This is a genomic window from Bounagaea algeriensis, from assembly GCF_054491375.1.
This window is the reverse complement of record NZ_CM137102.1, coordinates 1,724,747-1,750,668: the sequence shown is the minus strand read 5'-3', so window position 1 is coordinate 1,750,668 and position 25,922 is coordinate 1,724,747. Positions and strand designations below refer to the sequence as shown.

At 71.1% G+C, this 25,922-nt stretch carries 22 protein-coding genes; 10 read left to right on the top strand and 12 right to left on the bottom strand.

The features are described 5' to 3' along the window. Nucleotides 1-141 precede the first annotated feature (141 nt). From ACVGV2_RS07890 to ACVGV2_RS07855, 8 genes are all read right to left on the bottom strand, one after another. Nucleotides 142-384 carry a phosphopantetheine-binding protein gene (locus tag ACVGV2_RS07890; RefSeq protein ID WP_459165390.1) on the bottom strand — a complete coding sequence of 81 codons (243 nt, stop codon included), beginning with the start codon at nucleotides 382-384 and terminating at the stop codon, nucleotides 142-144. 24 nt (nucleotides 385-408) lie between these two features. Beyond that, nucleotides 409-1,086, bottom strand: coding sequence for an isochorismatase family protein (locus ACVGV2_RS07885; protein WP_459165389.1), 678 nt, complete (start codon nucleotides 1,084-1,086; stop codon nucleotides 409-411). A 1-nt stretch (nucleotide 1,087) separates the two neighbouring features. Beyond that, nucleotides 1,088-2,752 carry a (2,3-dihydroxybenzoyl)adenylate synthase gene (locus tag ACVGV2_RS07880; RefSeq protein ID WP_459165388.1) on the bottom strand — a complete coding sequence of 555 codons (1,665 nt, stop codon included), beginning with the start codon at nucleotides 2,750-2,752 and terminating at the stop codon, nucleotides 1,088-1,090. Between the two features lie 54 nt (nucleotides 2,753-2,806). Beyond that, the gene (gene dhbC / locus ACVGV2_RS07875; RefSeq protein ID WP_459165387.1) at nucleotides 2,807-4,072 is read right to left on the bottom strand and encodes an isochorismate synthase DhbC; all 1,266 of its coding nucleotides are present in this window, start codon (nucleotides 4,070-4,072) and stop codon (nucleotides 2,807-2,809) included. Nucleotides 4,073-4,121: 49 nt separating this feature from the next. Continuing rightward, nucleotides 4,122-4,907 (bottom strand): 2,3-dihydro-2,3-dihydroxybenzoate dehydrogenase, encoded by a 786-nt coding sequence (locus ACVGV2_RS07870; protein WP_459165386.1) that lies wholly within the window; start codon nucleotides 4,905-4,907, stop codon nucleotides 4,122-4,124. A gap of 111 nt (nucleotides 4,908-5,018) precedes the next feature. Further along, nucleotides 5,019-6,389, bottom strand: a complete 1,371-nt coding sequence (locus ACVGV2_RS07865) for a carboxyl transferase domain-containing protein (protein WP_459165385.1) — start codon at nucleotides 6,387-6,389, stop codon at nucleotides 5,019-5,021. Beyond that, the gene (locus tag ACVGV2_RS07860; protein WP_459165384.1) at nucleotides 6,382-7,824 is read right to left on the bottom strand and encodes an acyl-CoA synthetase; all 1,443 of its coding nucleotides are present in this window, start codon (nucleotides 7,822-7,824) and stop codon (nucleotides 6,382-6,384) included. The genes ACVGV2_RS07865 and ACVGV2_RS07860 overlap by 8 nt, the downstream gene beginning before the upstream one ends. A 24-nt stretch (nucleotides 7,825-7,848) precedes the next feature. Then, nucleotides 7,849-9,180 (bottom strand): SLC13 family permease, encoded by a 1,332-nt coding sequence (locus ACVGV2_RS07855; protein WP_459165383.1) that lies wholly within the window; start codon nucleotides 9,178-9,180, stop codon nucleotides 7,849-7,851. Nucleotides 9,181-9,442: 262 nt separating this feature from the next. Between ACVGV2_RS07855 and ACVGV2_RS07850 the strand changes: the two genes are divergently transcribed. The 4 genes from ACVGV2_RS07850 to ACVGV2_RS07835 all read left to right on the top strand — a co-directional run bounded on the left by ACVGV2_RS07850 (nucleotide 9,443) and on the right by ACVGV2_RS07835 (nucleotide 14,999). Then, nucleotides 9,443-10,297 (top strand): FadR/GntR family transcriptional regulator, encoded by an 855-nt coding sequence (locus tag ACVGV2_RS07850; protein WP_459165382.1) that lies wholly within the window; start codon nucleotides 9,443-9,445, stop codon nucleotides 10,295-10,297. A gap of 160 nt (nucleotides 10,298-10,457) precedes the next feature. Further along, on the top strand, nucleotides 10,458-10,931 hold the full coding sequence (locus ACVGV2_RS07845) for a VTT domain-containing protein (protein WP_459165381.1): 474 nt from the start codon (nucleotides 10,458-10,460) through the stop codon (nucleotides 10,929-10,931). Nucleotides 10,932-11,156: 225 nt separating this feature from the next. Beyond that, the gene (locus ACVGV2_RS07840) at nucleotides 11,157-13,274 is read left to right on the top strand and encodes a catalase (protein ID WP_459165380.1); all 2,118 of its coding nucleotides are present in this window, start codon (nucleotides 11,157-11,159) and stop codon (nucleotides 13,272-13,274) included. A gap of 279 nt (nucleotides 13,275-13,553) precedes the next feature. Further along, nucleotides 13,554-14,999, top strand: coding sequence for an APC family permease (locus ACVGV2_RS07835; protein ID WP_459165920.1), 1,446 nt, complete (start codon nucleotides 13,554-13,556; stop codon nucleotides 14,997-14,999). Between the two features lie 4 nt (nucleotides 15,000-15,003). Here the strand turns inward: ACVGV2_RS07835 and ACVGV2_RS07830 are convergent, their stop codons facing one another. Together ACVGV2_RS07830 and ACVGV2_RS07825 are read right to left on the bottom strand one after the other, a co-directional pair. Then, nucleotides 15,004-16,443: an MFS transporter gene (locus ACVGV2_RS07830; RefSeq protein ID WP_459165379.1), complete on the bottom strand. Its 1,440-nt coding sequence runs from the start codon at nucleotides 16,441-16,443 to the stop codon at nucleotides 15,004-15,006. Between the two features lie 127 nt (nucleotides 16,444-16,570). Then, nucleotides 16,571-18,265 carry a BCCT family transporter gene (locus ACVGV2_RS07825; protein ID WP_459165919.1) on the bottom strand — a complete coding sequence of 565 codons (1,695 nt, stop codon included), beginning with the start codon at nucleotides 18,263-18,265 and terminating at the stop codon, nucleotides 16,571-16,573. Between the two features lie 314 nt (nucleotides 18,266-18,579). On the opposite strand from ACVGV2_RS07825, the gene ACVGV2_RS07820 reads away from it, so the two are divergent. From ACVGV2_RS07820 to ACVGV2_RS07800, 5 genes are all read left to right on the top strand, one after another. Next, nucleotides 18,580-19,440 carry a TetR family transcriptional regulator C-terminal domain-containing protein gene (locus ACVGV2_RS07820; protein WP_459165378.1) on the top strand — a complete coding sequence of 287 codons (861 nt, stop codon included), beginning with the start codon at nucleotides 18,580-18,582 and terminating at the stop codon, nucleotides 19,438-19,440. 105 nt (nucleotides 19,441-19,545) lie between these two features. After that, nucleotides 19,546-20,430 carry a beta-keto acid cleavage family enzyme gene (locus ACVGV2_RS07815; protein ID WP_459165377.1) on the top strand — a complete coding sequence of 295 codons (885 nt, stop codon included), beginning with the start codon at nucleotides 19,546-19,548 and terminating at the stop codon, nucleotides 20,428-20,430. Between the two features lie 32 nt (nucleotides 20,431-20,462). Continuing rightward, nucleotides 20,463-21,443, top strand: coding sequence for a 3-hydroxyacyl-CoA dehydrogenase NAD-binding domain-containing protein (locus ACVGV2_RS07810; protein WP_459165376.1), 981 nt, complete (start codon nucleotides 20,463-20,465; stop codon nucleotides 21,441-21,443). After that, entirely contained in the window at nucleotides 21,440-21,880 is a 441-nt protein-coding gene (locus tag ACVGV2_RS07805) for a thioesterase family protein (RefSeq protein ID WP_459165375.1), read from the top strand. Before ACVGV2_RS07810 ends, ACVGV2_RS07805 begins: the two co-directional genes overlap by 4 nt. A 146-nt stretch (nucleotides 21,881-22,026) precedes the next feature. After that, a complete protein-coding gene (locus tag ACVGV2_RS07800) occupies nucleotides 22,027-22,191 on the top strand; it encodes a hypothetical protein (RefSeq protein ID WP_459165374.1) in 165 nt (54 codons plus the stop codon). A gap of 58 nt (nucleotides 22,192-22,249) precedes the next feature. Here ACVGV2_RS07800 and ACVGV2_RS07795 read toward each other — a convergent pair whose 3' ends face one another. Both ACVGV2_RS07795 and ACVGV2_RS07790 read right to left on the bottom strand, forming a co-directional pair. Beyond that, entirely contained in the window at nucleotides 22,250-23,632 is a 1,383-nt protein-coding gene (locus ACVGV2_RS07795; protein ID WP_459165373.1) for an FAD-binding oxidoreductase, read from the bottom strand. Nucleotides 23,633-23,846: 214 nt separating this feature from the next. Next, a complete protein-coding gene (locus ACVGV2_RS07790) occupies nucleotides 23,847-24,809 on the bottom strand; it encodes an NAD-dependent epimerase/dehydratase family protein (RefSeq protein ID WP_459165372.1) in 963 nt (320 codons plus the stop codon). Between the two features lie 212 nt (nucleotides 24,810-25,021). Between ACVGV2_RS07790 and ACVGV2_RS07785 the strand changes: the two genes are divergently transcribed. After that, the gene (locus ACVGV2_RS07785; RefSeq protein ID WP_459165371.1) at nucleotides 25,022-25,894 is read left to right on the top strand and encodes a hypothetical protein; all 873 of its coding nucleotides are present in this window, start codon (nucleotides 25,022-25,024) and stop codon (nucleotides 25,892-25,894) included. The last annotated feature ends 28 nt before the right edge of the window (nucleotides 25,895-25,922 follow it).

Sequence of the window (25,922 nt, the reverse complement as noted above, 5' to 3'; positions counted from 1 at the left end):
CCGCGGCCCTGCCACCGCCTCCGGTGGTGGGCCGCGGCGGAACGTGCGCGCGGAGCAACCGGGATCCGACCGCCTGCAACGGGCTCGCGCGGCGCTGCGCGGCACCGCGCCGGACTCGGTGCTGCGCGCCACCGCGCCGGCTCAGAGCCCGAGGACCTCCCACCACTGGCGCAGCGTGGTCGTCTCGCCGAGATCGGCGAAGCCGACCTGCACGCCCCGGGCGCGCAGCTTCTCGACGAGCGTCATGATCCGCATCGAGTCGAGGCCCCAGTCGAGCAGGTCGTCCTCGTCGCCGATCTCCTCGGCGTTCTCCTGCAGCAGTTCGGACACGTGCTCCCGCACCTGCCGGCGGGTCAGTGCACCCGTGTCCGCGGTCCCGGACATCTCGCTCCTCCTCTCGTCGATCGCTCAGGCACGCTGCCCGGCGACGGGTCGCCCGTGTCCGGTGCACGCGGCGGCACCGGCGAGTTCATCGCTGAGCCAGCCGGTCGATGCCACGACGGCGCAGCGCTTGGCCGCGTAGTCCAGCGCCATGCGGTGCTCATGCGCGGAGAAGTCCGCGATCCCGTCGGCGACGAGGAACGCGGGCAGGTCCAGCTGGAAGGCTTCGGCCGCGGTGAGCAGGCACCCGATGTGGCCGTAGATGCCGGTGACGATCAGCTGGTCGCGGCCCCACTGCCGCATCCGCTCCGCCAGCGAGGTGTGCTGGAACGCGCTGTAGCGCCACTTCGTCAGCAGCACGTCGGACTCGTCCGGGGCGAGTTCGGGGATGATGTCGGCCTCGTCGCTGTCGGCCAGGCCGGGCCCCCACCAGTCCCACTGCAGTCCGCGCTGCTGGCGGGTCTGCCCGCCGGGCTGCGCGCAGTACACCACGGGCACGTCGTGCCGGCGGGCCTGCGCGCGCAGCCGTTGGATGTTCGGCACGACCTGGCGCAGCGGGTCGGCGTCCCGTTCGAACGCGCCGACGAAGTGCTGCTCCATGTCGTGGACCAGCAGGACGGCGCGGGCGGGGTCGGGGCGCCACAGGACCCGGCTCGCCGGCAGCTCGTCGGGAACCGGGTACGGTGCGATCCTCGGCAGCGCCACGCTACTTCCTCTCCCGTTCGGCGGAGCGCTGCAGCACGGCTGGCAGCAGGTCCCGCTCGATCACCTCGCGCAACTCCTTCTTGCTGATCTTGCCCACGCCGGTGTGCGGGAACTCGTCGACGAACTCGACGCGGTCCGGCACCTTGTAGCCGGCGAGTCCGCGCTCGCGGACGAAGGAGATCAGTTCGCGCCCCTTCGGCGGGCCGGCGCGAGCGATGACGAACGCGCAGGTCCGTTCACCCAGGTACTGGTCCGGCATGGACACCACGGCGGCATCGCGCACCGCTTCGTGGGCCAGCAGGTGGTTTTCGACCTCCTCGGCGGCGATCTTCTCGCCGCCGCGGTTGATCTGCTCCTTGGCGCGTCCGGAGACGACGATGTTGCCGCCCTCGGTCAGCCGCACCAGGTCGCCGGTGCGGTAGAAGCCTTCCGGGGTGAACGTGCGGGCGTTGTGCTCCTCGGCGCGGTAGTAGCCCCGGATCGTGTAGGGACCGCGGGTGAGCAAGTGCCCGACCTCCCCGGTGGGGACCGGCCGGTCCTCGTCGTCGACGACGAGCACTTCGTCGTCCGGGGAGATCGGACGCCCCTGGGTGGTGCGCACGACCTCCTCCGGGTCGTCCAGCCGCGTGTAGTTGACCAGTCCTTCGGCCATGCCGAAGACCTGCTGCAGTTGCGCACCCATCGCGGGCCGCACTCGGCGGGCCAGTTCCTCGGCGCACTTGGCTCCGCCGATCTGCAGCACTTCCAGGCTCGACAGGTCGTGTTCGGTGGTCTCGGCGGAGTCGAGCCACACCGCGGCCAGCGGCGGCACCACTGCGGTGAGCGTGACGCGCTCGTCCTCGATGAGCGCGAAGGCCACGTCCGGACCGGGTTTGCGGGCGAGCACGACGCGGCCGCCCGCGTGGAACACGCCGAAGCTGCCGGGCGAACTCATCGGGAAGTTGTGCGCCGCGGGCAGGGCCACGAGGAACACCGTCTCCGCGGTCACGCCGCAGATGTCGTTGCTCGCGCGGAACGAGTAGATGTAGTCGTCGTGGGTGCGCGGGATGAGCTTCGGAACTCCCGTGCTGCCACCGGAAAGTTGCAGGAAGGCGATGTCGTGCGGGCGCGGTTCGGGCATCCCCGCCGGTTCGGCGTCCACATCGGACAACTCGTGGAACTCGTGCTCACCGACCTCGCCCGCGATGATCACGTGCCGCAGGCCGGGGACTTTCGCGCGCACGTCCGCCGCCAGGGTGCGGTGGTCGAACCCCGCCTCGTGGTCGACGGTGATGTAGGCCGCGGCTTCGCTGTGCTCGCAGAAGTAGGCGATCTCGGTGATGCGGTGCGCGGGCAGCGCGAAGACGGGCACCGCGCCCGTGCGGAACAGCGCGAAGCACACCTCGAACAGCTCGGCGATGTTCGGCAGCTGGACCACCACGCGGTCGCCGGCGCCGATGCCCAGCTCGTGCAGCCCGGCCGCCAACCGTTCGGCGCGTGCGGCGAGTTCGCCGTAGGTCAGCCGGCGGTGCTCATCGGTGATCGCCAGTCGCTGCGGGTGCTGCGCCGCGCGTTCGGCGAGCATCCGCGGGAAGGTCTCGCCGCGCCAGTAGCCCTGCTCGCGGTAGTAGCGGGCGAACTCCGCCGGCCAGCTCGGGCAACCGGGCAGAACGTCCGGGACGGTCATCGTGCTCCTCGCAGTGCTTCGTGCGTGCCTGGGCCGTGTTCAGCGGGGACGGGGTCACATCGGCGGCGCGTCGCTCTCCCCCTCGAGCCCCACCGCGGACAGCGCGGTCCGCAGCTTCGCGGTGGTTTCGGCGAGTTCCGCGCTCGGATCCGAACCGAGGACGATCCCGGCGCCGGCGAACAGGCGCAGCACCTCGGGTTCGATGTCGGCGCAGCGGATGGCGATCACCCACTCGCCGTCGCCGTCGGCGTCGCACCAGCCGACCAGACCCGCGTAGAAGCCGCGGTCGAACGGTTCGGCGGCGGAGATGGCCTCGCGGGCCTTGTCCACCGGCGTCCCGCACACCGCCGGCGTGGGGTGCAGGGCCGTGGCCAGTTCCAGCGAGCTCACGGCGGGGTCGGCGAGTTCACCGGTGATCTCGGTGGCCAAGTGCCACATCGCTGGGGTGCTGACCAGCTTCGGCGCGGCGGGCACGTCGAGGCTCGTGCAGTAGGGGCGCAGTGCTTCGGCGACCTGCTCGACGACGGCCGCGTGCTCCCGCTGATCCTTGTCCGATGCGGACAGCTCGGTCGCCAGGCGGTGGTCTTCGGCCGCGTCCGCGCCGCGCGGCCTGGACCCGGCCATGGGCTGCGACCGCACGGTCATGCCCCGGCGGGACACGAGCAGTTCCGGGCTGGAGCCGGTGAACGTGCGCGTCAGGTTCGGCGTGGCCACGCCCGAGCGGGTGCCGTCCTCGCCGCGGGCCGGCAGGTCCACGGCGAAGGTGTGCCCGGCGGGGTTGGCCAGGGCGAAGTTGCGCAGCACCCGGCGTGCGTCGACCGCCTCGCGCGTGTCCAGCTCCAGCGAGCGCGCCAGCACGGCCTTGCTCAGCTCGCCGTGCTGCATGCGGGAGAGCACCCGCTGCACACCGCGTTCGTACTCAGCTCCGGACGGCACTTCCCGCGGCGTGCAGCCGGACACGGCGGCGAGCGCCTCCTGCGGCACCACGACGTTCAGCGGTGGTGACCGCACGAGTTCGGTGGGCATCACCAGGTGCGCGGGCAGGTTCTCGCCGAAGGGGATCGCGCCCATCACCACCGGGTTGACCCGTCCGAACTCCCGCGCAGCGGTGAGGAATTCGCGCACCCGGCCGGGCAGGTCGGCGCGTGCGCAGGTCAGTTTGGGCACGGTCGCGTCCACGCCGCGCCCGAGCAGCACGCCTTCCTGCGAGGCGAAGAAGACGGATCCGCCGGGTTCGTACAGCCCCAGCAGGCGCAGTGCTTGCTCGTCGGCGGCCAGTTCGTCGGGCACGGGCCGGTCCTGCTCGGTCGTGGTCGTCATGCGTCCCCTCGTTCTCGCGCCGGTTTCCCGGGGGCCGTCCTCGGTGTGGTCAGACACGGGGAGTCGTTCCCCCATCGACGTAGAGGTCCTGCAGCGTGACGTGCTCAGCGTGCCGCGACACCAGGAACACCACCGCGTCGGCGACGTTGTCCGGCGTCGCGAGACGCCCCAGCGGAATACCGATCTTGTAGGTCTCCGGCGAGCCGGCGATCACCTGGCGCGCGCCGTCCTCGTCCGCCCACAGCGACCGCTGCATGTCCGTGTCCGTCGGCCCCGGGGAAACGACGTTGCACCGGATGCCGTGCTCGGCCAGTTCGAGACCGAGCGATTTGGTGAACTGGGTGGCTGCGGCTTTCGACGCGGCGTAGGCGGCCATGCCGTGCCGGGGAACCCCCGCGGCGTTCGACCCGACCGTGACGATGGCCCCCCGCTGCCGCGGCACCATCCGATCGGCGGCGGCCCGGCAGGTGTGGAACACGCCATCGGTGTTGACCGCGAAGACATGCTCCCAGTCCGCATCGGTGAAGTCACGGACCCGGCCTGCGCGCATGACCCCCGCCACGTTGACCAGGGTGTCGAGCGGGCCACACTCCTGCTCGACCCGGGCGGTGAGATCCTCCACGACGGCGGAGTCGGTGACGTCGGCCGGGTAGTCACGCACCGTGCAACCTCGCTCGCGGGCGGCGGACCCCACCGCCGACAGTCCCTCGGCGTTGCTGTCGACGGCCGCGACGGTCGCCCCGCGCTCGGACAGCGCCCGCACGACGGCCGCTCCGATGCCTTGCGCGGCGCCGGTCACCAGCGCCACGGTGCCACTGATCCCCGAGTCGTCCATGCTTCCTTCTCTAGTCAGGCTAGCCTAACCTTTGTCAGGTAAGCCTGAGTTTAACCCGTCAGAAGGGACACGCCAGCCCCCTTACCAGGTGGCATTGATCACCAGGTGTGTTCACGCGCCGGCAGCGCCGGCGCCACCACCGTGCACCCGGGCAAAACCCAGCTCGGCGAGGTCCTGCGGACGCAGCCGCATCCACCCCGCCAGCTCACCGACCTCGTCGGCGGGGCGTTTGAGGATGCGCGCCGCCGACTCCGGCGCGATCACCGCGAAATACGCCTCCGGTGCGATCCACGTGCACCCGGGCGCGCACAGCGCCAACGCGCCGCCGGAACCGCCCTCGCCGACGACGAGGCTGGTCACCGGCACCCGCGTTTCGGCGACCGCGGTGAACGCCTCCGCGATCGCCGGACCGATCGCGGCGTCCTCGGCAGCGGCGTCGTTGGCCGCACCGGGGGTGTCCACGAGCGTGAGGAGCGGCAGCCCCAGCCGGTCGGCGAGCCGGACCAGGCGCGCGGCCGCCCGGAACCCGGCCGCGGTGTTGGCCGTGCCCGTCTGCGCCGCGTAGGCGACCGGCCGACCGCCGCGTTCGCCGATGCCGCAGCGCATGCCGGGATCCCTGCCGCCGGCCCGGTCGCCGCCGAGTTCCAGCCGGGCGTCGAAGTGCGCGCGGAGGTAGTCCTCGGCGCGGGGCCGGTCCTGCGCGCGGGCGCGCACGACCGCCTCCCACCCGGTCTCCGGCGGCTCCGCACTGCCCAGCACGGCGGGCAGCTCCGCCGGTTCCGGCCGCGGCGGCACCGCGCCCGGGTGCAGCAGGTGCACGCACTGCCGCAGCACCTCCGGCAGATCCGCGTCGGTGACCACCTGGTCCACCTGGCCGGTGGCGAGCTTGCCCTCCGCGGTGAACGACGCCTCCCCCTCCTCCGAGCCGGCACCGCGCGCCCGGCTGCCGCCGAAAGCGACGAGCGCACCCGGCGAGGCCAGCACCACGTCGGCCGAGGCCGCCAACGAAGCCCACATGCCGCCCGTGGTCGGCTGCCGCAGCAGCGTGACGTGCGGGATCCGGTCGCGCCGCGCCCGCAGGCAGGCGTGCGCGATGTGCTGCAGCTGGCCCAGCGCGACGATCCCCTCCTGCATCCGGCTCCCACCGGAGGCCACCAGCGAGACCACCGGAAGCCGCAGCTGGCGCGCCCGGTCGAACGCGTCGACGATGCGCGCTCCGGCACCAGCACCCACGGAACCGCCGAGGAAGGCGAAGTCGAACGCCACGAGCACCGCTTCCCGCGCCCCGAAGCGCCCCCGCCCGCAGCGCACGGACTCGGCGTGGCCGGTGCGTTCGGCCGCGCGATCCCGCTGCTGGGGATAGCCCGGCCAGTCCAGCGGGTTGTCCGCCCCGCTCGCGGTCGGGGCGGGGAACTCCTCGAACCCCCGGCACACGGCGGCGATCAGGTCGTCGGTGGCGGAGCGCGCGGCGTCCTCAGCCATGCGCCAACGCCTTCTTCTGCACCTTGCCCAACTCGTTGCGGGGCAGCGCGTCCACGAACCGCACCGCACGCGGGCGCTTGTGCGGGGTGAGCAGGCGGGCGACGTGCTCGGCCAGCTCCTCCTCGGCGGGCTGCCGCTCGCCCGCGACCACCCAGGCCACGATGCGCTCGCCCAGGTCCGGGTCGGCTTCACCGGTGACCGCGACCTCGGCGACCTCGGGGTGCTCCAGCAGGGCGTTCTCGATCTCACCCGCACCGATCTTGTAGCCGCCGCTCTTGATGATGTCGGTGGCCTTGCGCCCGACGATGCGGATGTAGCCGTCGGCGGCGCGGGTGGCCATGTCGCCGGTGCGGAACCAGCCGTCCTGGAAGGCCTCCGCCGTCGCGTCCGGCCGGTTGAGGTAGCCGGAGAACAGGTTCGACCCGCGCACGAGGATCTCGCCGACCGTGGCGTCGTCGCTGTCGTCGATCACGGCGCCCTCCTCGTCGACCAGCGCGACCTCGACACCGCCGAAGGGGCGGCCGACGTAGCCGGCGCGGCGGTCGCCGTCGGCGCGGACACCGGTGTTCATGATCGTCTCGCTCATCCCGTAGCGCTCGACGACGCGCTGGCCGGTGAGCCGCTCGATCCGCTCGTGCTCGGTGGCCGGCAGCGGCGCCGAGCCGGACACGAGCAGGCGGGCCCGGCCGACCGCCTCCCCGATCCACGGCTGCTCCTCGGCCGCCTGGGCCAGCCTGCGGTACATCGTCGGCACCCCGAACATCATCGTCGCCGGCCCCGACAGCTCCTCCGCCATCCGCTCGGCGTCGAACCTGCCCAGGTGGTGCACCGCGCCGCCGAGCCGGACCGGGCCGAGCGTGCCGAGGATCAACCCGTGCACGTGGAACAGCGGCAGCGCGTGGGCGAGCACGTCGCGCTCGGTCCACTGCCAGGCCTCGGCGAGCGCGTCCAAGTTCGCCCGGATCGCGCGCCGCGGCAGCACGACGCCCTTCGGCGCCCCCGTGGTGCCGGAGGTGTAGACGATGAGCGCGGGCGTTTCCTCGTCCGGTTCGGGCTTTTCGGGCCGGCCCTCGGCGTGCGGGTCGACCTCGTGCCGCGGGATGCCGGTCAGCGCCTCGGGCGGCTCGAATCCGGGCCCGGCCAGCAGCACCTCGGGTTCGCTGTCGCCGACGATGTGCTCCAGTTCGCGCGTGCCCACCTTCGGGTTGATCGGCACGACCGTCGCGCCGGCGAGCAGCCCGCCGAGCGCGGCCACGCAGGTGTGCAGCGTGGGTTCGGCCCAGACCGCCACCCGGCGGGCCGCACCCGCGCGCGCGGCGACGGCACCGGCCGCGCCGGCGAGTTCGCGGTAGGTCAGCACCCCCTCGGCGAACCGCACCGCCTCGGTGTCGTCGGGTTCGTGCAACTTCGGAAACAGCACGGGTGTGCTGTCCATGACCACCTCCACGTCGCTTGCTCGTCACACCAGCCCGGGAACGACGAACACCAGCCACACCAGCGCCGGCCCCAGAGCGGTGATGGCCGCACCATAGATCAGCAGCTGCCGGAAGAACCGGTCCCGATCCACGCCCTTGGCGTTGGCCAGCACGATCGCCCCGTTCGTGGAGAACGGGGAGACGTCCACCACCGTGGACGCCAGCGCCAGCGCCACGACCATGCCGATCGGGGCGACCGCGCCCTGCTCCAGGAACGGGATCGCCAGCGGGATCAACGCCCCCATGATCCCGGTCGAGGAGGCGAACGCGGACACGATGCCGCCGATGTAGCACAGCAGCAGCGCCCCGACCAGCGGGACGCCGATCGCGGCGACCGCCTGGCCGGCGTAGTCGATCGTGCCCATCTCCTGCAGCACACCGACGTAGGTGAGCACACCGCAGATGAGCAGCACCGTGGACCAGTTGACCTCGCTCGGGGCGTTCTTCGCCGAACGCGGCCACAACAGGGTCAGCACCAGGCCCACCGTGATCGCGGCGAAGCCCACGTCGAGCCCGAAGGCCAGAGTCGCGACCACGAGCGCGACCAGGCCGAGCAGCGTGCCCAGGCGCTCCACGTTCAGCGGCACCTTCTCGAAATCGGTCTCGGCGGACTCGGCGGAACCGGTGCGCGCCGCGGCGCCGGGACCGCCGAAGCCGCCAGTGCCACCGGCCCCTCCACCGGGGACCGCACCGGTCCTGGGACGCTCGGCGCGCAGCAGGCGCATCCCGCCGAAGGCGACGTAGACGAGCGCCGCGAGCGCGAGGTTGAGCACGAAACTGCCGAAGAACAGCGTCAGCGGGCTGCTCGGCAGGTCGTTGCCCTCCACGACACCGTTGACGATGACGCCGAAGACGCTGATCGGCGAGAAGCCGCCCGCCTGCGTGCCGTGCACGACCATGGCCCCCATGAGCAGCGGGCTGATGCCGTGCTTGAAGGCGAAGTTCAGCGCGATCGGCGCGATGATCGCGCACGCGGCGGGACTGGCCGCCCCGATCGCGGTCAGCACGGCGGCGATGCCGAACATCACCCAGGGAACGGCTCCCACGCGGCCGCCGACGAGCCGGACCGACCAGCTCACCAGCCAGTCCGTCGTGCCGTTGGCCCGGGCGATCGCGAACAGGTACGTCACACCGACCAGCACGAGGAAAATGTCGCCGGGGAAGCCGGCGAAGATCTGGTCGTCGTCGAAGCCCGCGACGAACTGCCCGACGAGGAACGCGGCGGCGAAGGCGACCACGCCCATGTTCACCGAGATGGTCGTCGCCACGACGAAGCAGCCGACGAGCGCGAGGATCGAGATGATTTCGGGCGACACTGCCCCTCCCGCTGCAAACCTGGGACGCTCCGGGTGCCCCGGAGCGCGTTGGATCGCTGGCTCGTCGGGTGCGCCGAGTCAGCGAGTGTTCTGGATCACTGGTCGAACCACTGTCCCGGTGACACGCCATCCAGTCAAGCGCACGTGGTAGGACTGGTTCATCCAGTACACCTCGCTACGGGGACCTGGCTACGGTCGGTGCTACCGCACCGCCGTCGGCCCGGCGGCCCGCCCACGGCTCGAGGAGAAGGGCGAGGAGAAGATGGCGTCCGAAGCCTTCCGCCCGCTGGCGCGCACGCGGCTGTACGAGCAGGTGGTCGCGCGCCTGCGCGAGCACGTCACCGCGGCCGGGCTGCGCGCGGGCGACCGGCTGCCCTCCGAACGCGAACTGGCCGAGCGCTTCGGCGTCAGCCGCGCCTCGGTGCGCCAGGCGATCGCGACCCTCGAAGTGCAGGGTGTCGTCGAGGTGCAGCACGGCGGCGGCACCTACCTGCGGCGCGACACGGTCGAGACCGAACCCGTGGACGAACTGCTCGCCCGCCGGGACCGCCTGCCCGACGTTCTCGACGCGCGCGAGGCGTTGGAGACGAAGCTCGCCGAACTCGCAGCGCAGCGGCGTTCCGAGCAGGACCTGGCGGCGATCGATGCGGCGCTTGACCGGATGCGCGCAGAGATCGCCGAAGGGGAGTTCGGCCTCGACGGGGACCGGCGGTTCCACACCGCCGTCACCGCCGCGGCGCACAGCGAACTGCTGGCCGAATTCATGCGGCGGCTCGACGAGGACATCGCCGAGAGCCGTGCGGAGTCGCTGCGCCAACCCGGGCGTCCGCAGCGCTCGCTGGGCCAGCACGAACGCATCGCCGAGGCCATCCGCACCCAGCGCGGACGTGCGGCCGCCACCGCGATGCGGCGGCACCTGCGCACCGTCAGCCGCGTCCGGTTGCTGGCGTGGGACCCGAACGTCCCGGAGCAGTCGGACGCGCAGGAGCCGCCGGGCACCTCGGAGTGGCCGGGCACCTCGGGCCAGCCGGGCACCTCGGAGTGGCCGGGCGCCTCGGAGTGGCCGGGCGCCTCGGAGTGGCCAGGCACCTCGGGCCAGCCGGACACCTCGGAGTAGCCGCGGCCACACCGCGGCCTCGCACCTCCGAGCGGCAGCAGCGCGCCCAGTAAGCTCCCGGCACGCACGGACCCCTCGCTGGTCTCCACCCCTGGAGTTCGCAGATGCACCGCTCACCCGCCCCGCCGCCGCGGCTGGCCACGTGATGCCGGGGTGGTTGTTGGCCACCGCGGGCACGGCCGCGCTCGGCAGCGTGTTCCCCCTGGTCAACATCGAGCTCTACCTCATCGGCGTGCTCTCGACGGTGGACGGGTTGAGCTGGTGGCCGCTCGCGCTGGCCGCTGCGGTCGGCCAGGTCGCGGGCAAGACCCTGCTGTACTTCGCGGGTCGCGGCAGCATCACCCTCGGCGAGCGGTTCAGCCAGCGGATGCGGCGCGGGCGCCGGGGACGCTGGTCGGACTGGTTCGACAGGTTCCAGCGGCGCACCCAGCAGCAGCCCTGGTGGGGCGCCGGCGTGCTGATGATCAGCGCGGTCCCCGGGCTGCCGCCGTACTCGGTGATGTGCCTGCTCTCCGGCGCGGCGCGGCTGCCGCTGGTGGCGTTCCTCGCCGCGAGCCTGCTCGGCCGCTCCGGGCACTTCCTGCTCGTGGCCGCGGCTCCGGAGGTGGTCTCCGAGCTGCCCGTGTTCGGGTGAGACCCGTGCCCGAGTGGTGCCCCGTGCTCGAGTGACACCCCGTGCCCGAGTGGCGCCCTGTACCCGAGTGGTGCCCCGTGCCCGAGTGGCTCCCCGTGCCCGAGAGACATGCCGTGTCAGAGTGACGACCCGTGTTCGAGTGACGGCGCGGAGGAATAACAACCTCGGCAGCGGGAAATCCCATCCGTGGAGACTGCAATCACAAGCCGCGTGAAGGGATGCGCAATGGCAGACGGCTCGAACGATGAGAAGCACCGCCAGCTCGACGAGGTCCGCAAGGATCCGCAGGACACCCACCTCACCACCCAGCAGGGCGTGCAGATCGACCACAGCGACGACGCCCTGACCGCGGGGGAGCGTGGCCCCACGCTGCTGGAGGACTTCCACAACCGTGAGAAGATCACGCACTTCGACCACGAGCGCATTCCGGAACGGGTCGTGCACGCTCGGGGGTCGGGGGCCTACGGCTTCTTCCAGCCCTACAGCGGGTGGTTGTCGGACTACACCGCCGCCCGGTTCCTGACCGATCCGCAGGAGCAGACCCCGGTATTCGTGCGATTCTCCACCGTGCAGGGCTCCAAGGGCTCCAACGACACCGTGCGGGACGTGCGCGGGTTCGCGACGAAGTTCTACACCAGCCAGGGCAACTACGACCTCGTCGGCAACAACATGCCGGTGTTCTTCATCCAGGACGGGATCAAGTTCCCGGACTTCGTGCACGCCGTGAAACCGGAACCGGACACCGGCATCCCGCAGGGCGCCTCGGCCCACGACACGCTCTGGGACTTCGTGCAGCTGCAGCCCGAGACGATGCACATGATGATGTGGCTGATGTCCGACCGCGCCATCCCGCGCAGCTACCGGATGATGCAGGGCTTCGGGGTGCACACCTTCCGGTTCGTCAACGCCGAGGGCAAGGCCACGTTCGTCAAGTTCCACTGGAAACCCGTGCTGGGCACGCACTCGCTGGTGTGGGACGAGACCCAGAAGGCCGCGGGCAAGAACCCCGACTTCAACCGGCAGGACCTGTGGGAGGCCATCGAGGCCGGCGAGTACCCGGAGTGGGAGCTCGGGGTCCAGCTTGTCGACGAGTCCCGGGAGTTTGACTTCGACTTCGACCTGCTCGACGCCACCAAGATCATCCCGGAGGAGGAGGTGCCCGTCCAGCCGGTGGGCAAGCTCCAGCTCAACCGCAACCCGGACAACTTCTTCGCCGAGACCGAGCAGGTGGCCTTCCACACGGCCAACGTCGTGCCGGGCATCGACTTCACCAACGATCCGCTGCTGCAGGCGCGCAACTTCTCCTACCTGGACACGCAACTGATCAGGCTGGGCGGGCCGAACTTCTCGTACCTGCCGGTCAACCGCGCCATCACCGAGATCTCCACCCACCAGCGCGACGGTTTCCAGCAGAACCGGATACACACCAGCAAGGCGACGTACCACAAGAACAGCCTCTCCGGCGGGTGCCCGGCGATCGCCGGTGACGAGGAGGTGTTCCGGCACTACCAGGAGAAGGTCGAAGGCGCCAAGATCAGCAAACGCAGCGAGAGCTTCCAGGACCACTACAGCCAGGCCACCCTGTTCTGGAACAGCATGGCCCACTGGGAGAAGGACCACATCATCGCCGCGTTCCAGTTCGAGCTGGGAAAGGTCGAGCACTTCCACATCCGCGAGGGAGTCGTCGAGCACCTCAACCACGTCGATCACGAGCTGGCCAGGTCGGTCGCCGAAGGCATCGGCGTCACACCCCCGGCCGAGGCCGTCCGCACTAACCACGGCAAGAGCTCGCCGGCGCTGAGCCAGGCGAACTCGGTGATGGACACCGTGGCCACGCGGCAGGTCGCGGTGCTGGCCGCCGACGGCGTCTCCGCCGGCGAGGTGGCCGCGATGCGGGACCGGCTGGCCGCGCGGGGCGCGCACGTGCAGGTGCTCGCACCGCACGAGGGCACGCTGAGCGGCGCTGACGGCGACGAAGTGGGTGTGGATGTCGGCGTGCACACGACGGCTTCGGTCGTCTACGACGCGGTGTTCGTGCCCGGTGGCGAGGAGAGCGTGCGGACGCTGTCCGGCGACGGGTACGCGGTGCACTTCATCGCCGAGGCGTACCGGCACCACAAGCCCGTGGCCGCCAGCGGCGCGGGCGTCGCACTGCTTCGGCAGGCCACTGTGGACACCACTCGCACGGCGCAGACCGGCAGCGACGGCGTGGTCGTCGACCAGGGCGCGGTCACCGCCTCGGACACCGGCGGCAGCCTGCCGGACCAGTTCACCGAGGAGTTCATCAGCGCGCTCAGCGGACACCGCGCGTGGGACCGCAACACCAAGCCCGTGCCGGCCTGACCGGCGGCGCACCGGGTTCCGCGCAACGCGGCTCCGCGAAACTCGTCGGCCCCTTCCCCACCGCGGGGAAGGGGCCGACGTCTGCGGTGAGAAGTCGGGGCGCGCCTCGCCGCGCCGGCAGATCGCCGCCGGCGCCGTCGCCCTCGGCTTCGTCGTCTTCTCCGCCAGCGCGCGCTAACCCGCTCGAGGAACCTCCCCGAGCCGGAACACCACACAGGCCCGTCCGCCGGGACCCACCGCTGGCCTGCGCGCCTTGCCCGCGTGACCTACGGTTCCGATGTGGATCTGCTGCGCACGCTCCCCGTCGAGGACGTCCTGGAACGCACCCGCACCGGCACGCTGGTGCGCCGCCTGCGCGGGCGCGACCTCGTCGGGTTCGGCGTCGGCATCATCGTGGGCACGGGCATCTTCACGCTCACCGGTGTCGAGGCGAAGCAGCACGCCGGTCCCGCGGTGGTGCTGTCCTTCCTCATCGGCGGCGTCGTGGCCGCCCTCGCTGCGCTGTGCTACGCCGAACTCGCCTCCTCCGTACCGACCGCCGGCAGCGCCTACACCTACGCCTACGCCACGCTCGGCGAGATCTTCGCCTGGATCATCGGCTGGGACCTGCTGCTGGAGTTCGCGCTGGGTGCGGCCGTGGTCTCCCGCAGCTGGTCGGCCTACGTGGCCAACCTGCTGAACCTGCCGCAGGAGTGGTTCGGCGAGGACGCGGCCGTCAACCTCGGCGCCGTCGCGATCCTCGCCGTGCTGGCGAGCGTCGTCGTCACCGGCATCCGGCAGTCCTCGTGGGCGACCAACTTGCTCGTGGTCATCAAGGTCGCCGTGTGCGTGCTCGTCGTCGTCGCCGGGCTGTTCTTCGCCCGCGCCGCCAACCTGGTGCCGTTCATCCCGCCGTCGCGCCCGGCCCCGGAAACGGCCACGACGCTGGGACAGCCGCTCATCGAAGCAGTGCTGGGCATCGGGCAGACGATGTACGGCATCGGCGGGGTGCTCACCGCCGCCGCGATCGTGTTCTTCGCCTACACCGGGTTCGAAGCGCTCGCCAACCTCGGCGAGGAGACCCGCAACCCGCGCCGCGACCTGCCCGTGGGCCTGATCGGCAGTCTGGCGCTGTGCACAGCGCTGTACATCGGGGTCTCGCTCGTGCTGACCGCGATGGTGGACTACCGCCGCATCGACGAGGGCGCGCCGCTGGCGGCCGCGTTCGACGCCGTCGGCCAGCCCTGGATGGCGGCGGTGATCGCGCTCGGGGCGGTGACCGGCCTGACCTCGGTGATGCTGGTCCAGCTGGTCACCATCGGCCGCATCGGGTTCGCCATGGCCCGCGACGGCCTGCTGCCGCGGCCGCTGGCGCGGGTGCACGGCCGGTGGGGCACGCCGCACCGCGTCACCATCGGCGGCACCGCGCTGGTCATGCTGCTGGCGGGTTTCGTGCCGATCTCCGAACTCGCCGACATGGTCAGCATCGGCGCGCTGTCCGGGATGCTCATCGTGGCCCTGGCGGTGCCGGTGCTGCGGCGGACGAAACCGGACATGGAGCGTCCGGTGCGCATGCCGCTGTCGCCCTGGCTGCCGATCGCTACCGCGCTGGCGTGCCTGTACCTCATGCTCAACCTGGACGTGCTGACCTGGATCCGCTTCGCCGCGTGGCTGGTGCTCGGTCTCGTGCTGTACCTGGCGTACGGCTACCGCAACGCCCGCCTGGGACGGCACGACGACGCTTGAGGCGCTACTGCGGATACGGCCGCACGCTCGCCCGGCTGCCCTTGACGAGGTCCACCACGGCGACGACCAGCGCCGCGGCGACGAACGCCACCGACACCCACAGCCCGTGCGTGATGGCCGTGGTGTATCCGCTCGTGCCCAGGGAGTAGAAGAACACTCCGGAGGCCGCGGCGATCCCCAGGGAGGATCCGATGCGCTGCCCGGTCTGCTGCACCCCGGCTGCCGTGCCACCGGAGGCCGGGTCGATCTCGCTGAGCGTGACCGTCTGGTTCGGCGAGATCACCAAGCCGCTGCCCGTGCCGGCCACCAGCAGCGGCAGCGCGACGGCCCAACCGGCCCACGGGCCCGGGGCGAAGGCCAGCACCGCGTCGGTGACGAGCAGCCCCAGCAGCGCGCTGCACAGGCCGACCGCGACGAGGCGGCGCCCGAACCGCGCGACCAGGCGCCCGCCGATGACCGACGACACCGAGGAGCCCACGGCGAAGGGGGTCAGGGCCAGCCCGGCCAGCAGCGCCGAGTAGCCCAGACCCCGCTGGAAGTACACGGCGAGCACGAAGAAGATCCCGGTGAACCCGGCGAAGTACAGCAGCGCCAGCAGCGTCCCGAACGAGTAGCTGCGGATGCGCAGCAGCCGCAGGTCGACCAGCGGGGAGTTGCCCGCCAGCCGGAAGCGGTGCTCCCAGACGACGAACGCGGCCAGCAGCAGCGGCGCGGCCACCAGCAGGTACCACGGGGTTCCGCCGCCGCTTTCCAGCTCGACCAGCGGCAGCAGCAGGCACACGAGTCCGGCGCCGAGCAGTGCCACGCCGATGATGTCCAGCGAGTTGCCGCTCGTGCTCGGTCGGTCGCGCGGCAGCACCCGCAACCCGTAGAGCAGGGCTATCGCGCCGATGGGCAGGTTGACGAAGAAGATCCAGCGCCACCCGTTCTCCGCGCCGGCGAGTTCGATGATGAGTCCGCCGAGCATCGGGCCGATCGCGGTGGACACACCGATGACCGCGCCGAACAGCCCGAAGGCCTTGCCGCGCTCGTGCCCGTGGAACAGCTGTTGCATCAGCCCGAGCACCTGCGGGTTGAGGATGCCGCCGGCGGCGCCCTGGGCCAGACGTGCGAGCACCAGCCACAGACCGTTCTGCGCGAAGCCGGCGGCAGCGCTGGCGAGGGTGAACAGCGCGAGCGCGAGCAGGAACATCCGACCGCGCCCGTGGTCGTCGCCGATGCGTCCGGCGGGGACGAGCACCAGCCCGAACGTCAGCGCGTAACCGGAGACCACCCAGGACAGCGCGCTGGCCTGGGTGTCGAGCCCCTGCTGGATGGACGGCAGGGCGACGTTGACGATGCTCACGTCCAGCAGGGTGATGAACCCCGCTGCCAGGCAGAGCACGAGCACCGGCCAGCGCTTCGCACCCGTTGCCGTGTCCTCGCGTTCCCTGCCGAACAGCATCCCGGTGTTCCCTTCGCTCGGTTCGCACGTCCGGTCCAGGATCATCCCAACCGGGATGGCGCGCACAGGGCCGCCCGGTCACCGGCCACGCGGCGACCGGACGGCGCGGTCCGGCACGGCGGCGGTGTCAGCGCACCGCGGTGCCCTCCCCAGCTCCGCTGGGCTGCACATCGGAATCCTCCGCATCCAGGGTTTCACCGGCGCCGCGATCCGCCGCGGCGTTCCCGGCGCCCTCGGTGACCCGCGGGTGGTGCGCAGCCGGACCGTCCTCGACCGCGTTGTCCGCCGCCGGGCCCTGCGCCGTGCTCGGCGACTCGGTGCCCGCGCGGTGCTGCGGCGCGGTGTCGATCACGCCGGAGCGCTCGTCGGCCTGCAACGTCCGCCAGAAGGACACGGCGACGAGGGCGAGCACGAAGATCAGCGGGAACGCGGTGACCACGGACAGCGTCTGCAGCGCGTCCAATCCCCCTGCGTACATCAGCACCACGGAAACGCCGGAGAGCACCACGGCCCAGAACACGCGGTGCCAGCGCGGCGGATCGGCCTCGCGCGGCAGGTCCCGACTGGCCGCAGCGGCCATCGTGTAGGCAGAGGAGTCCAGGGTTGTGGCCAAGAACACCATCAGCAACAGCAGGAACACCCCGAGCGCGATACCGCCCCAGGGCATCGCCTGCAATGTCGCCACGATCGCGGCCGTGTCGCCCTGCTCGGACACGATGCCGGCAACCGGCAGGACGTTGCGGAGCTCGTAGAACAGGCCGGTATTGCCCATCAGCATGAACGACAGCCAGCAGCCGAGGCTACCGCCGAAGCACATGGCGGCGATCGTGCCGCGCACCGTGCGGCCCTTGGAGATCTTGGCGACGAACAGGCCGACGAACGGGGCGTAGGAGATCCACCAGCCCCAGTAGAACACCGTCCAGTCCTCCTCGAAGCCGGAGCCCCCGACCGGATCGGTGTAGAAGCTCATCTCCACGAAGTTGTTGAGCAGGAGGCCGACGCTGTTCGTCATCGTGTCCACGATGAACACCGTGGGGCCGGCAACGATGAGGAAGACGGCGAAGAACCCTGCGAGCCCGAGATTGAGGTTCGCCAACCGCTTCAGCCCGCGCTGCAGTCCGAAGTAGAGGCTCGCCCCGAAGAGGATCGTCCACACGGCGATGACGCCGATGTCCAACGCCAACCCCTGATCCACGGGGAAGATGGTGGCCACGCCTTCGGAGACCACCGGAACCTCCAGTCCCAGTGAGGTACCGGCGGCACCGATGACGCCGATGACGAACAGTACATCGATCACCTTGCCGGGCCAGCCGTCGACCCGGTCGCCGAGGACGGCGCGGCATGCCTCGCTCAACCGCAGCGTGTGCCGCTTGCGCACGTGGTACAGGTACGACAGGGCGAGCGCGGGCAAGCAGAACAGCGCCCACGCCGTGGGGCCCCAGTGGAACAACGGGTAGGTGGCCGCCCAGTGCGCCGCTTCGACGCTGTGCGGCTCCATCTGGCGCGGAGGTTCATTGTAGTAGTACGCCCACTCGATGATGCCCCAGTACATGATGCCGCCGCCGATACCGGCGGTGAAGATCATGCTGAGCCAGGACATCAACGAGTAGTCGGGACGGTCGCCGGCATCGCCGAAGCGGACCCGTCCGAAGCGGCTGAAGCCCAAGCAGGCCAGCAGTGCGGCCACGGCGGCGCCGAACAACAGGTACAGCCAGCCGAACCGGCCGCTCAAGAAGCCGAGCACCACGTTCAACGCGTCTGTCCCGCGCTGCGGTGCGAGCATCACGGGGACGCACACGATCGCGACCAGGATCAGCGCGATCCAGAAAACCTGTCTGTCGATCCGGACTTTCCCGGTCCCTCTATCGATGGCTTCCTCCCAGGTCTTCCCTGGCGGGACGGTCCCACCAGGGTGTCTCGCGCCACCGCCCGTCCGGCGTTGCGAGTCGACTGATGAATCAGTCATCAGATCGCACCAGACTGTGAACCTGCCGCCCGGATTCGGTCAATCCAGAAGAAGCATCGGTCACACCAGGAGCGTTACTGGTGCAACACCTCGGCGGCAGGCCGTCAGGCGCGGCACGAGTCTGCACCGGCATTGCGATAATCGCAATACCCTTGCTAGGCTCATCCACCGTGCAGGACACGACAGCCGAACTGCGCCACCGCGTCCGGTGGGTCTTGCGGACCTACCCCGGCAGCCAGCGGGCCTTCGCCGGCGAAGTCGGGCTCGACCCGACGAAGCTGTCGAAGTCCCTCGCGGGCACCCGGCGGTTCACGGCGACCGAGCTCAAGCAGATCGCCGAGGTCGGTGACGTCACGGTCAACTGGCTGATCAACGGTGCCGACGACGTCGAAACCGTCGCGGCCGCCCCGCAGCGCACGGCCCGGGGGGACGGAAATCCCGACGGCCTCGCCGAAGCCGGGCGCTACCAGCAGATCCTCGACGCGGCGTGGACGTTGCTCGCCGAGCGCGGCTTCCACGCGGTGCGCGTGGCCGATGTGGCGCGCGCGTGCGGAACCTCGTCGGCGACGATCCACTACCACTTCCCCGGTCGGGACGACCTGCTCACCGCGACGCTGCGCTACGCGGTGCGGCTGGCCTTCGACCGGCAGGTCGCGGAACTGCACACCATCGCCAACGCGCACGAACGGCTGCTGCGGCTGGTCGAGCTGCAGCTGCCCACCCCGGGGCTGCTCCGGCAGGAGTGGTCCATCTGGTTGCAGGTCTGGAACGAAAGCGCGCTCAATCCGAACCTGCAGGTCCTGCACAGTGACTCGTACTCGCGTTGGCACGACACCATCGCGCGGACCATCCGGGAAGGGCAGCAGCAGGGCGTGTTCGTCGAGCGGGACGCCGACGGGCTCACCACCGCGTTGGCGGCGCTCATCGACGGCCTGGGAATCCAGGTGATGACCGGTCGTCCGGGGCGTTCCGTGGACGGCATGCGCGCAATGCTGCGCGATTTCGTCGAACGCGACATCGTGCGGCACTGAGGCCACCGCACGTTCGGCGAAACACCCGACGATCCGCCACCGCAGCACGAACCGACCGAATCCCGCTTCGGCCGGCAGACCACGTCGTATCCAAGGAGGTCCACCATGGACAATCCCGTTATCCTGACAGCCGCGCTCACCGGCGCCGCCGACACCACGAAGAAGAGCGAGCACGTTCCCGTCACGCCGGAGCAGATCGCCGCGTCCGCCGTCGATGCGGCCAACGCCGGTGCCTCGGTGGTGCACATCCACGTGCGCAATGTGGACACCGGGCAGGGTTCGCGCGAGGTCTCGCTGTACCGCGAGGTCGTGCGCCGCATCAAGGAAACCGGCGTCGACGTGGTCATCAACCTCACCGCCGGCATGGGCGGTGACCTCGTCATCGACCAGGAGGACCCGCTCAAGCCGGTGGACGGCACCGACCTGGTCAACGGGCTCGACCGGCTGCCGCACGTGGAGGAGCTGCTGCCGGACATCTGCACGATGGACTGCGGCTCGATCAACTTCGGCGAAGGCAGCCAGCTCTACATCTCCACCCCGGACATGCTCCGCGCGGGCGCGCGCCGCATCCAGGAACTCGGCGTCAAACCCGAACTCGAGATCTTCGACACCGGCCAGCTGTGGCTCGCCACCCAGCTGATCAACGAAGGCCTCATCGACGACCCCGCGCTGTTCCAGCTGTGCATGGGCATTCCGTACGGCGCCCCGGCCGACCCGGCCGTGCTGCAGTCCATGGTGAACATGATGCCCGCCGGGGCGAACTGGGCGAGCTTCGGCATCGGCCGCAACCAGCTGCCCTGGGTGGGCCTGACCGCAGCGCTGGGCGGCAACGTCCGCGTCGGCCTGGAGGACAACCTGTACCTGAGCAAGGGGGTCAAGGCCACCAACGCACAGCTCGTCGAGCGCGCAGTGACGATCGTCGAAGGCATGGGCGGAAAGATCGCCTCCCCCGACGAGGCCCGCACCAAGCTCGGTCTGCCCCGCGCCTGAGGCCCAGCCCGTTCCCACCGAAAGGAAAGCACGTGTCCGACAACACTCCCGCCGCGGCGTCGGTGCGCCGCATCGCCTGCATCGGCGCCGGCGTCATCGGCGGCGGCTGGGTCGCCCACTTCCTCGCCCGCGGCTACCAGGTGACCGCGTGGGACCCGGCCGACGACGCCGAAGCCAAACTCACCCGGCTCGTCGACGCGGCCTGGCCCGCGCTGACCGAACTCGGACTGGCCGAGACGGCCTCGCGGAAGAACCTGACGGTTGCGTCCACATTGGAGCAGGCGGTCGCCGACGCCGAGTTCGTCCAGGAAAGCGCCCCGGAAGACCTCGAGCTCAAGCGGGACCTGCTGGGCCGCATCGACGCGGCAACCCCGGCCGGCGTCGTCATCTCCTCGTCCACCTCGGGCTACGGGATGTCCGAAATGCAACCGGACAGCCCCCACCCGGAACGGCTCGTCGTGGGACACCCGTTCAACCCGCCTTACCTCATCCCGCTCGTCGAAGTGGTGGGCGGCGAGCGCACCGAGCAGTGGGCCGTTGACTGGGCCGGTCGCTTCTTCGAGATCGCAGGCAAGTCCGTGATCACCATGGACCGCGAGGTCCCCGGCTTCATCGCCAACCGACTGCAGGAGGCGATCTGGCGCGAGGCCCTGCACATGGTGGCCAACGGCGAGGCCACAGTGGACCAGGTCGACCGGTCGATCACCGAAGGCCCCGGCCTGCGCTGGCCCCTGTACGGGCCGTGCCTGACCTTCCACCTGGCCGGCGGAGAAGGTGGAATGGCGCACATGCTCGACCACTTCGGGCCCTCGCTGCAGTCCCCGTGGACCCGGCTGCAGGCCCCGGAACTCACCGCGGACCTGCGCGACCGCATGGTCGCGGGCTGTGCCGATGCTTCCGGTGAGCGCAACATCCCTGAGATGGTGGCCGAGCGCGATCGCGCCGTGATCGCCGTGATGCGCGCGATCGGACAGGTCCGCGAACACCCGGGCAAGCAGGAGGACGCCGCATGACCGGACTGGAACGGTTCCACCAGCAGGTCCGTCCGGAGTGGATCGACTACAACGGCCACTTGACCGAGGGCTACTACGGCGTCGTGTTCGGCCACGCCACCGATGCCGTGCTGGAGCAGCTCGGCTTCGACGCCGAGTACCGCGAGCGCACCGGCTGCTCGCTGTACACGGTGGAGGCGCACGTGCGCTTCCTGCGGGAGGTCCCGCCTGCTTCGGACCTGGTCGTGGCCAGCCGCGTCGTCGGCACGAGCGGGAAGAAGCTGCACGTGTGCCACGAGATGCACGCCGCCGAGCAGCTGCGGGCCACCCAGGAGGCCATGCTCGTGCACGTGGACAGCGCCGCGGGCAGAGCGGCACCGTTCCCCACCGGGATCGCCGAGGAGGTCGCGCAGCACGTCGAGTCGCTGCCCGACTACGCGGGCCGCTCGATAGGTTGAGCCCGCGCCTGTTGCGGCTTCCGGCCGGGGTGCGCGCTCCTCGTGCGGAAAGCGCACACCCCGGCCTCACTCGTTCGGACGTCGATCGCCTCCGGCTCGGCAGTTCGCTACCGTGACGGCAGGAACCGCCACCGAGAGGAGGGCTGATGAACCCGGAAACCCCCGAGGCCGACGCCGCCGAGCAGGCGCGCGAGGAACAGCTGTTCTTCAACGACGAGGAGACTCCCGGCAGCGTGCCCGAAGGCGTGGACGCCGCGGACATGGCGGACCAGGAGCGGACGATCCCCGCCGAAGACGACTACGACTACTAGCCCGAACAGCGGAACATCGGGTAGCCCCGGCCGTCCGGTAGCTGCCCGGCGAGCTCGTTCAGGGCGCGTCGGGCAGCACGCGGGACGGGTTCAGGATCCCGCGAGGATCGAGCGCCAGCTTGATGCTGCGCTGGACGTCCAGCCCCGCCTCGTCCAGCTCCTCCGCCAGCCAGCGGCGCTTGAGGCGCCCCACCCCGTGCTCGCCGGTGATGGTCCCGCCCAGGCGCAGCCCCAGCTGCATGATCGCGTCGAAAGCGCGTTGCGCCCGGGCCGTTTCGGACGCGTCCGTCGCGTCGAAGGCCACCACCGGGTGCATGTTCCCGTCGCCGGCGTGCCCGGCGCACAGCACCCGCACGTCCTGTTCGGCGGCGATGGCGTGCAGTCCGTCGACGAGGTCCACCAGGTGCTTGCGCGGCACGCACACGTCGTCGACGAGCAGCGAACCCAGCAGTTCGTGCGCGTCGCCGACGAGGCGACGGGCACGCATGAGCATCTCCCCCTCGGCAGGATCGTCGGCGACGATCACCTCCGAGGCCGCGTGCTTGCGCGCAACGCGGTCGAACTCCGCCAGTTCGCTCGGTGCCTGCTCGCCCCGGTCGGACTGCACCAGCAGCATCGCCGCCATCTCCTCGGGGAATCCGAGGTCGGCGACCCGCTGCACCGCCTGCACCGTGGGTCGGTCCATGAACTCCAGCACCGAAGGTCGGTGCCCGGTGGCGAGGAAGCCGGTCACGGTGCGGCAGGCGTCCTGCAGCGTCGGGAAGAACGCCACCGCGGTCAACGGCTGCGCAGCGGCCGGGCGCAGCGCCAGCGTCACCTCGGTCACCACGCCGAGCGTGCCTTCGGACCCCACGAGCAGTTGGGTCAGGTCGTAGCCGGCGACGCCCTTGGCGGTGCGCCTGCCGGTCCGGGTGACGCGCCCATCGCTGAGCACCACTTCGAGACCGCGCACGAAATCCCCGGTCACGCCGTACTTGACGCAGCACATCCCGCCGGCGTTGGTGGCAACGTTGCCGCCGATCGTGGACAGCGACTTCGACCCCGGGTCCGGCGGGTAGTGCAGGCCGTGCCGGCCCGCCGCCGCCGCGAGATCGCCGTTGACCACACCGGGCTGGACCACCGCGACCTGCTCGTCGGCGTCGATCTCGACGATGTCGTCCATCTTCTCCAGCGACAGCAGCACGCAGTCGTCGACGGCGTTCGCCGCGCCGGACAGACCGGAACGCGCGCCCTGCGGCACGACCGGGACGCCGTGCTCGTGGGCCCAGCGCATCGTGGCCGCGACATCGGCCGTGCTGCGGGCGCGCACGAGCGCCGCGGGCGTTCCCGCGGGGCAGAACGTCGCGCGATCGGTGCTGACCGCGCCGAGCACGTCGGGATCGATGGTGACCGCGTCGGCACCGACGCGGCTGCGCAGCTCGGAGACGTCAGCGGTGCCCACGTGGTCGCACTCCTCCCGTTCACCGGGCGCCGTTCGGGCGCCGTTCGTGACGGGTGCACGTGCGCCGCGCCCGCCACCGGACCGTGCGGGCATCCTAGTGCCGAGGCGCGTGCGCCGGTCAACACAGCGCACCCGGACAGCGCACCCGGTCGGCCGCCGGCTCATCCCACCCGACCCACAACGCCAGCCGATCCGCGGACTCTCCCGGTTCGACTTATCCGGGCCAGAGCCCGAACATCGACGCGAACCCCTCCCGCCAGCTCGGCCACGTCGGCCGCCAGCCCGCCGTTTCCCGCAGGCGGAAGTTGCTGGCGCCGCGCTGTTCGGACAGTTGGTGCACGGTCCACCAGGACAGTTGCGCGTCCGCCTGCTCCCGGCTGAGCACCACCGGTTCCGGCGCGCCGATCATGCGGGCGTAGGCGGGCAGCCATTCGCCCGACTCCGCGGGCTCGTTGTCCACGACGTTGTACGTGCCCACGTCCACTCCGGCGAGCACCTCGACGATCGCACCGGCGGCGTCGTCCACGTGGGTGAACGAGGTCATGCCGATGCCGCCCTCGACCAGCGGCAGTTCGCTGCCGCGCACCTGCTCGTACTGGACACCCCCGGCTGCGAACCCGGTGCCGGGCCCGTACAGCGCGCCGAAGCGCAGCACCACGCCTTCGATGTCCGGGCTGGTCAGCACCGCGTTCTCCACGTCGGCCACGGCCCCGACCATGTCGCCCCACTCGTGCGGTGCGTCGGTCCACAGCGGTGAGTCCTCGTCGAGCACGTCGTGCCCTTCCGGGCGGTAGGCCGCGGTGAGACCGTGCGTGATGATCCGGCGCGCCCCCGTCGCGATCGCGGCCTGCGCCAGGGTCAGGCTGCCGGTGCCGCGCACCCTCGCGGTGCGGCGGGCCCGTTCGGCGGGATCGCCGCTGCCGCAGTCGCTGAGCAGGTCGACGACCACGTCCGGGCTGGCACCGAGGACGGCGGCGCGCAGGTCGTCCGGCGCGGTGGCATCGGCGATGACGACCTCGTCGGCACCTTCCACCTGCCCGTCCCGGTTCCGGAGCAGCGCGATGACCTGGTGGCCCCGTTTCCGCAGCAGTGGGACGAGCGCGGAGCCCACGACCCCGGTCGCACCGGCCAGAAGAATACGCAGCGGCACACCGACCTCACTTTGTGTTGACAACACCGCGTTCAGGGTAACCATTCGCGCCGGCGGCGCCCGACCGGTCCGCATCCGGCGTGCCCGCTCCCCGCGGCAGCCCTCCGGCGGATCGGTGACGGAGCCGCACCGGCTGCGCGCCCGTCTTCTAGGCTGGTCATGCCGCCGCACGACCGAGGCCCACCGCAATCCGCGGGAACGGCTCCCGAGATCGGCATCGAGCTGGGAGGATGCAGGATATGAGTCAACCGGGATCGCTCGCGCAACCGAACGCACCGCAATCCGACACACCGGGCACTCTGGACCAGGCCGAGCAGCAACGGCTGATCCAGGAGATCGGCCGCCTCGTCGTGCACGCGCTCCCTCCCGGCTGGCAGGAAACGCACGTCGAATACCGCGCCGCCGGTGTGCACGACGAGGTTTCGGCCGTGCTCATCGCGCCCAACGGCACGCAGGTGCCGCTGGCGGCGCCAGTGGACGTCAAGCGGTTGTTCGTGCGCCTGCGCGAGGGGATGTACCAGCCCGAGCGGGGCACCTGGGTCAGCGCCCTGTACCGGTTGCAGCGCCCCGGCAGCTACGCGGTCGACTTCAACGGCGATCACGAACCGACGTGGCAGAACCCGCCACCGCCGCAGGCCTACATCGACGAGCTGCGCATGTTCCCGCGTCCCCCCGAGTCCACACCGGACTGGCTGGCCCGCTACGGCGGCGCGCCGAACGGGGTTTCCGCCGGCGCGCGCCCGGCCGCGCTGCGCACCGCCGATGCCTTCGACGAGACCGGCCGGCCGATCACCGCGCGTCCCGCCGTACCGGCGGCCGAGCGCGAGGCGCTGCTGGCCTACTTGGAAAGCGCCCCCGCGGTCATCCCGGCTCACGATGCCGATGCGGACCGGTTGGCGCCGGAACGCGGCGCGGTCGTGCCGCTGTCGTTCCACACCGACGGCACCTGGGTCTGGCCCGCGGCGGTGCCGTACTACCTGCGGGAGTACGACGCCGCGCCGGATCCGGAGCTGGTCGAGCACGCGCGCAGCAACGACTTCCGCCCGCCGGAGGTCGACGCGGCCACGCGCGACGATGCGGTGGCGCTGATCACGGGCGAACGAGCGCGGTGACCTCCGAGCCAGGACTGCGAGAATGACC